This window comes from Anaerobacillus sp. ABR4_321, assembly GCF_056158505.1.
This window is the reverse complement of record NZ_JBSWTK010000006.1, coordinates 1-4744: the sequence shown is the minus strand read 5'-3', so window position 1 is coordinate 4744 and position 4744 is coordinate 1. Positions and strand designations below refer to the sequence as shown.

The 4744-nt window shown below is 41.9% G+C and carries 2 protein-coding genes and 4 pseudogenes; all 6 read right to left on the bottom strand.

Annotation, left to right across the window (positions count from 1 at the left end):
- Positions 1-282: pseudogene (locus tag ACXADT_RS21600) on the bottom strand (hypothetical protein); the annotation flags it as partial.
- 61 nt (positions 283-343) lie between these two features.
- A pseudogene (locus ACXADT_RS21595) lies at positions 344-850 on the bottom strand (acyl-CoA dehydrogenase family protein); the annotation flags it as partial.
- A gap of 758 nt (positions 851-1608) precedes the next feature.
- Complete coding sequence (locus tag ACXADT_RS21590) at positions 1609-1806, bottom strand: sigma factor-like helix-turn-helix DNA-binding protein (protein ID WP_474835880.1); 198 nt, start codon at positions 1804-1806, stop codon at positions 1609-1611.
- A gap of 35 nt (positions 1807-1841) precedes the next feature.
- Positions 1842-2450: pseudogene (locus tag ACXADT_RS21585) on the bottom strand (sigma-70 family RNA polymerase sigma factor).
- 71 nt (positions 2451-2521) lie between these two features.
- Positions 2522-2680 carry an RNA polymerase sigma factor region1.1 domain-containing protein gene (locus tag ACXADT_RS21580; protein WP_474835879.1) on the bottom strand — a complete coding sequence of 53 codons (159 nt, stop codon included), beginning with the start codon at positions 2678-2680 and terminating at the stop codon, positions 2522-2524.
- Between the two features lie 157 nt (positions 2681-2837).
- A pseudogene (gene dnaG, locus ACXADT_RS21575) lies at positions 2838-4638 on the bottom strand (DNA primase).
- Positions 4639-4744 lie beyond the last annotated feature (106 nt).

Sequence of the window (4744 nt, the reverse complement as noted above, 5' to 3'; positions counted from 1 at the left end):
AAGGTTAACACCCACACTTACTTCAGGACGTACAGCACCTCTTGCTAATAACCTTTCGATTAGACTCGTCCTGCTGTAAATATTATTTCGTTCCGTAGGGATGATATCAATTTCACTCCGCTTATTGAGGGAATGGCTTTTCTTGAAACCATCTTTGTAGAAAAATGATACTTTAGAACCTTTAGAGGTGTTGTACCTTACTCCAAAATGACCATTTACCTTGTATTTTCGCAATATCTTTCTAACGCTAGATTTATATTTGTTAGCGAAAGTTTTGTACATGCTATATTCCATGATGTTTTTAAAACCATCGAGTTTGTAGACGTTATTTGCTAACTTGTACACCATTGTTTTCACCAGTGATCGCTGTCATGGCAAGGTGTTTGGCATAACTTGCGTTGGTGATGAAGCATTTACTGCCATTGATGACATATTCGCCATCAACTTCCTTAGCAGTTGTCTGCGTGCCGCCTGCATCCGACCCGGCATTCGGTTCTGTTAATCCAAATGCCCCCATTGATTCACCTGTACATATCGGCGTCAAATATTGCCTGCTTCTGCTTCTTCGGTACCGAAAAGATTGATTCGGGCGCCACCAAGCGAAATATGTGCAGAATAGGTGATTCCTGTTGATGCACAGCCCCTGCTGAGCTCCTCCGTCACAATTGCGAAACTTCCCGTATCAGCGCCAGCCCCACCATATTCTTCGGGAAAAGGCAAACCTAGCATGCCCAAATCTACGCAAGTTTTTTTGAAAATTTCTGTCGGAAACTGTTTTGTTTTATCTTCTCTCTATCGCTCCAGGAGCGACTTCTTCTTCCGCGAATTCTCTAATCGTCCTTTTTATCATAGCTTGTTCAGATGTTAAATCGAAGACTTCCGTTCTCCATCCCCCTCAAAACATTGAATGCGTTTACATTCTTCATTATAAGGGTGAACAAACAATTTTCTCAACATTTAAAAACTTTAAAATTTTTAATTATTATATGAAAATAGTAATAATCAGGACAATTAATCCTGTAACACCTGATATTTTGAAGGGTACCATTGTCCACTTCATACCAGCGGCAATCCATAATAAGCAGTTTACTGCCGTGACAATGTATAACATGGCTGGCTGATCAGGAAATACTATTTTCCGCTGCCTGAACAGAAGTTATTAAAAAAATGAGTGCCGAAGAAAGCAAAGGAATCAATTCAAAAAAGGAATTTTTTATAAGATATGTCTCCTGAAACTACTGAACATATTCCAAAAAATGTTATAAGAGCCATTTGCAAAAAGAGAGACAATTCAGTAAAATAAAATAAAAATGCTGCAAGCGTTAACAGCCCAATTAGTATGATGCTTATTAACCCTGTTCTAGATGTCCGCCCTCTACTATTTTCGGGTTCGGATCTCGAGTTCTCTGAACTCCCTTCAGTATATAGATTTAGCAGGTAATCACAATAATGTTCGGGCAGCATCCGGTTTTGTTTCCAATATTTTATTTCAGCTGGTGCATCGTTTTTCCTGCGCTGTTCATCCAATTCACTCGCACATCCTGTCTATTTTAAAATAGGCTTGATTTTATAACATATTGTTGTAAACCTTATAGAGGCAAAAAGAGCCTAAAAAAAGGAATAATTTACTTCTATTTTAAAAAGTAAATTATTCCTTGGCAATCCTATTCTAAAAAGTCCTTTCAATCGTTTGCTTCTGCTTGGATGCCTTAGCTTGCGAAGGGCCTTTGCTTCGATTTGGCGGATTCGTTCACGCGTAACACCAAATACCTTGCCGACTTCCTCAAGAGTTGCGGGTACGTCCATCATCAAGGCCAAAACGCAGTCTCAGGACGTTCTCTTCACGGTCTGTAAGAGTATCGAGGACATCTTCGAGCTGTTCCTTTCAATAGCTCATATGCAGCATGTTCTGAAGGAGAGGTAGCGTCCTGGTCTTCAATGAAATCTCCTAAGTGCGAGTCATCTTCTTCACCGATAGGGGTTTCAAGGAAACCGGTTCCTGTGCAATCTTAAGGATTTCACGTACCTTTTCAGGTGACGAGATCCATATCTTCTCCGATTTCTTCAGGTGTTGGTTCGCGGCCTAAATCCTGAAGGAGCTGTCTCTGGACACGGATCAATTTGTTGATGGTTTCGACCATATGAACAGGGATTCGGATGGTACGTGCCTGGTCAGCAATAGCACGTGTAATTGCCTGGCGAATCCACCATGTAGCATAAGTACTGAATTTGAATCCTTTACGGTAATCAAATTTTTCGACGGCCTTAATCAGGCCCATATTTCCTTCCTGGATTAAATCAAGGAAGAGCATGCCACGGCCAACGTAGCGTTTCGCAATGCTTACTACAAGTCGAAGGTTTGCTTCTGCAAGACGCCGCTTAGCTTCTTCATCGCCTTGTTCGATTCTTTCCGCCAGATTGATTTCTTCTTCAGCAGAAAGCAAATCCACCCGGCCGATTTCCTTCAGGTACATTCTAACTGGGTCGTTGATTTTAACTCCCGGAGGTACACTTAAATCATTTAAATCAAACTCTTCATCGTCTTTGGCAAGCTGCTTAAGATCAGGGTCTTCAGCTTCATCGCTTTCCCAACCAGTTCAATTCCCTGTTCACCAAGGAACTCATAATATTCATCCATTTGATCGGAATCAAGATCGAAGCTTGATAACCTCTCTGCAATATCATCATAAGCTAGGACGCCTGTTTCCCCAGTGCAGTTAACTGGTCTTTCACTTGTTCAACTGTCACTTCATTTTCTGTGACCTCTTTAGAACGGGCTGACTTTTCAGCCATATGTCCCCCTCCTTCCAAAAATCAAAAACAATCAGCATTAGGATTTATAAGGTCTTGCGCAGTTGGATGATTTCCGAAGCGATTGCCGCTGCACGCAAGATCGTTTTGTCGTTCTGCCTGTTTTTGTTCCGCCATTTTTTCCTTTTATTTTTAACATTTTTTGATAATTCAACACCTGCTTGATATAATCAGATAATTCCTGATCGCTGACCTCTTCGTTAAGAGGCATCATTTCTATATCAGCAACGACCCTTTAGCTTATTATCCTGAAGATAATTTAAGAACGCACTTGGATCAGGGTCATGTCCTTTTTCATAGTATGCAAATAAGTAAGTAATAATAGCCTGGTGTTCATCAATATTTAATACATTGCCTTCGAGCAAACCCTGAACCTTATAAGCGGTGTCGGCATTCTCATCATATGATAGAATCAACCGTCTTTCCGCAGTATGATACTGCAGCTTGAGTTCTGCTTTTTCGTGTACGGAACCGGCTTATGTTCAACTCTTGGCTGATTTTGCTTTTTGGGCTCCGCTGATTGTGCCAATTGGTTCTGTTGCTGCACTAATGCATCGAGTGAAAGCGAGAATTCATTCGCCAGCTGCCTTAAGTACAGATCTTTTTCTACAGCTTTATCAAGAGCACTGATTTCTTTAAGTACTTCTTCGATATACTGGAGGCGATCTCCTTCATGCTGAAGGTTTTTCCCGCGGCGATAATATATTAATTTAAAAGCCATCAAGGTGGAGCTTGAACCGATGATCTCATGTTTGAATCTATCTTCGCCGTGGGTCTTTATGAAATCGTCCGGGTCCATCCCGTCAGGCATTGTGGCTACCCTGACAGTAAAACCAGCTTTCGAGAGCATGCTTGATGCGCGGAAAGCTGCTTCTATCCCTGCTTTATCCGAATCATAACAAATCGTAACGGCCTGCACATTTCTCTTCAGTAAGGAAATATGCTCTTCTGTCAGCAATGTACCCATTGTGGCAACGCCATTTTCCACGCCGGCTCGATTAGCCGAGATCACATCCGCAAAGCCTTCAAAAAGGACAGCTTGCTGCTGTTTGCGGATTGGCCCCCGCGCAAGATGGAAATTATACAATACCTTGCTCTTGTTAAAGATTTGCGTTTCAGGGCTGTTCAGGTATTTGGGTTAGTCGCCCCCTCTTGCTCTCCCTGAGAACGCAATGGTATTCCCTGATGATCCAGTATCGGGAACATGATTCTGTCCCTGAATCTGTCAAAGAATGTTCCATCCTTTTCCCTTTGGATGACTAAGCCTGCTTTTTCAATGAGGTCCAGCGTAAAGCCTCTTTTTTCGAGCAGTTTAACAGCGAAATCCCACGAAGGCAGTGCATAACCAATTTGAAATCTGTCAATCGATTCCATGGTAAATCCTCTGTTAATGAGGTACTCAAGGGCATCCTGGCCCTCTTTTGTGTTTACAAGCAAATGATGATAAAATTTACGCAATAGTTCATGAGCTTCCATCATTTGCTTTGAGCCTTCGGGCAATCGCTGAGTTTTGCTGGCAGACAGTGCTTCCAGCTTCAATTCAACATTTGCCCTTTCAGCAAGCTTCACTGCTGCTTCCTGGAAAGACAGCCCATCAATATCCATGAGAAATGAAAAAACATTTCCGCCGGCACCACAACCGAAGCAATGATAAATCTGCTTGTCGGGGGACACAGAAAAAGATGGAGAATTCTCCCCATGGAAAGGGCAAAGCCCAAAGTAATTCCGTCCCTGTTTTTTCAATTGGACATAATCACTAATGACATCGACAATTTCAACACTCTGCCGAATCTCATTTACTTTTTCCTCGGCAATCCTCTCTGCCATAAGCATGACCTCTAATTAGTTGTGATTACTTGAACATATCTTAAAATTCGACAAAAGCATGCTCAATTCCTTTATAAATTTCTCCCTGTCTCGTTCGGTAAAGGGT

Bases quoted from the DNA above. Each gene is read 5' to 3' on its own strand.
- ACXADT_RS21590 (WP_474835880.1), bottom strand. From the start codon at position 1,806: ATGGACGTACCCGCAACTCTTGAGGAAGTCGGCAAGGTATTTGGTGTT.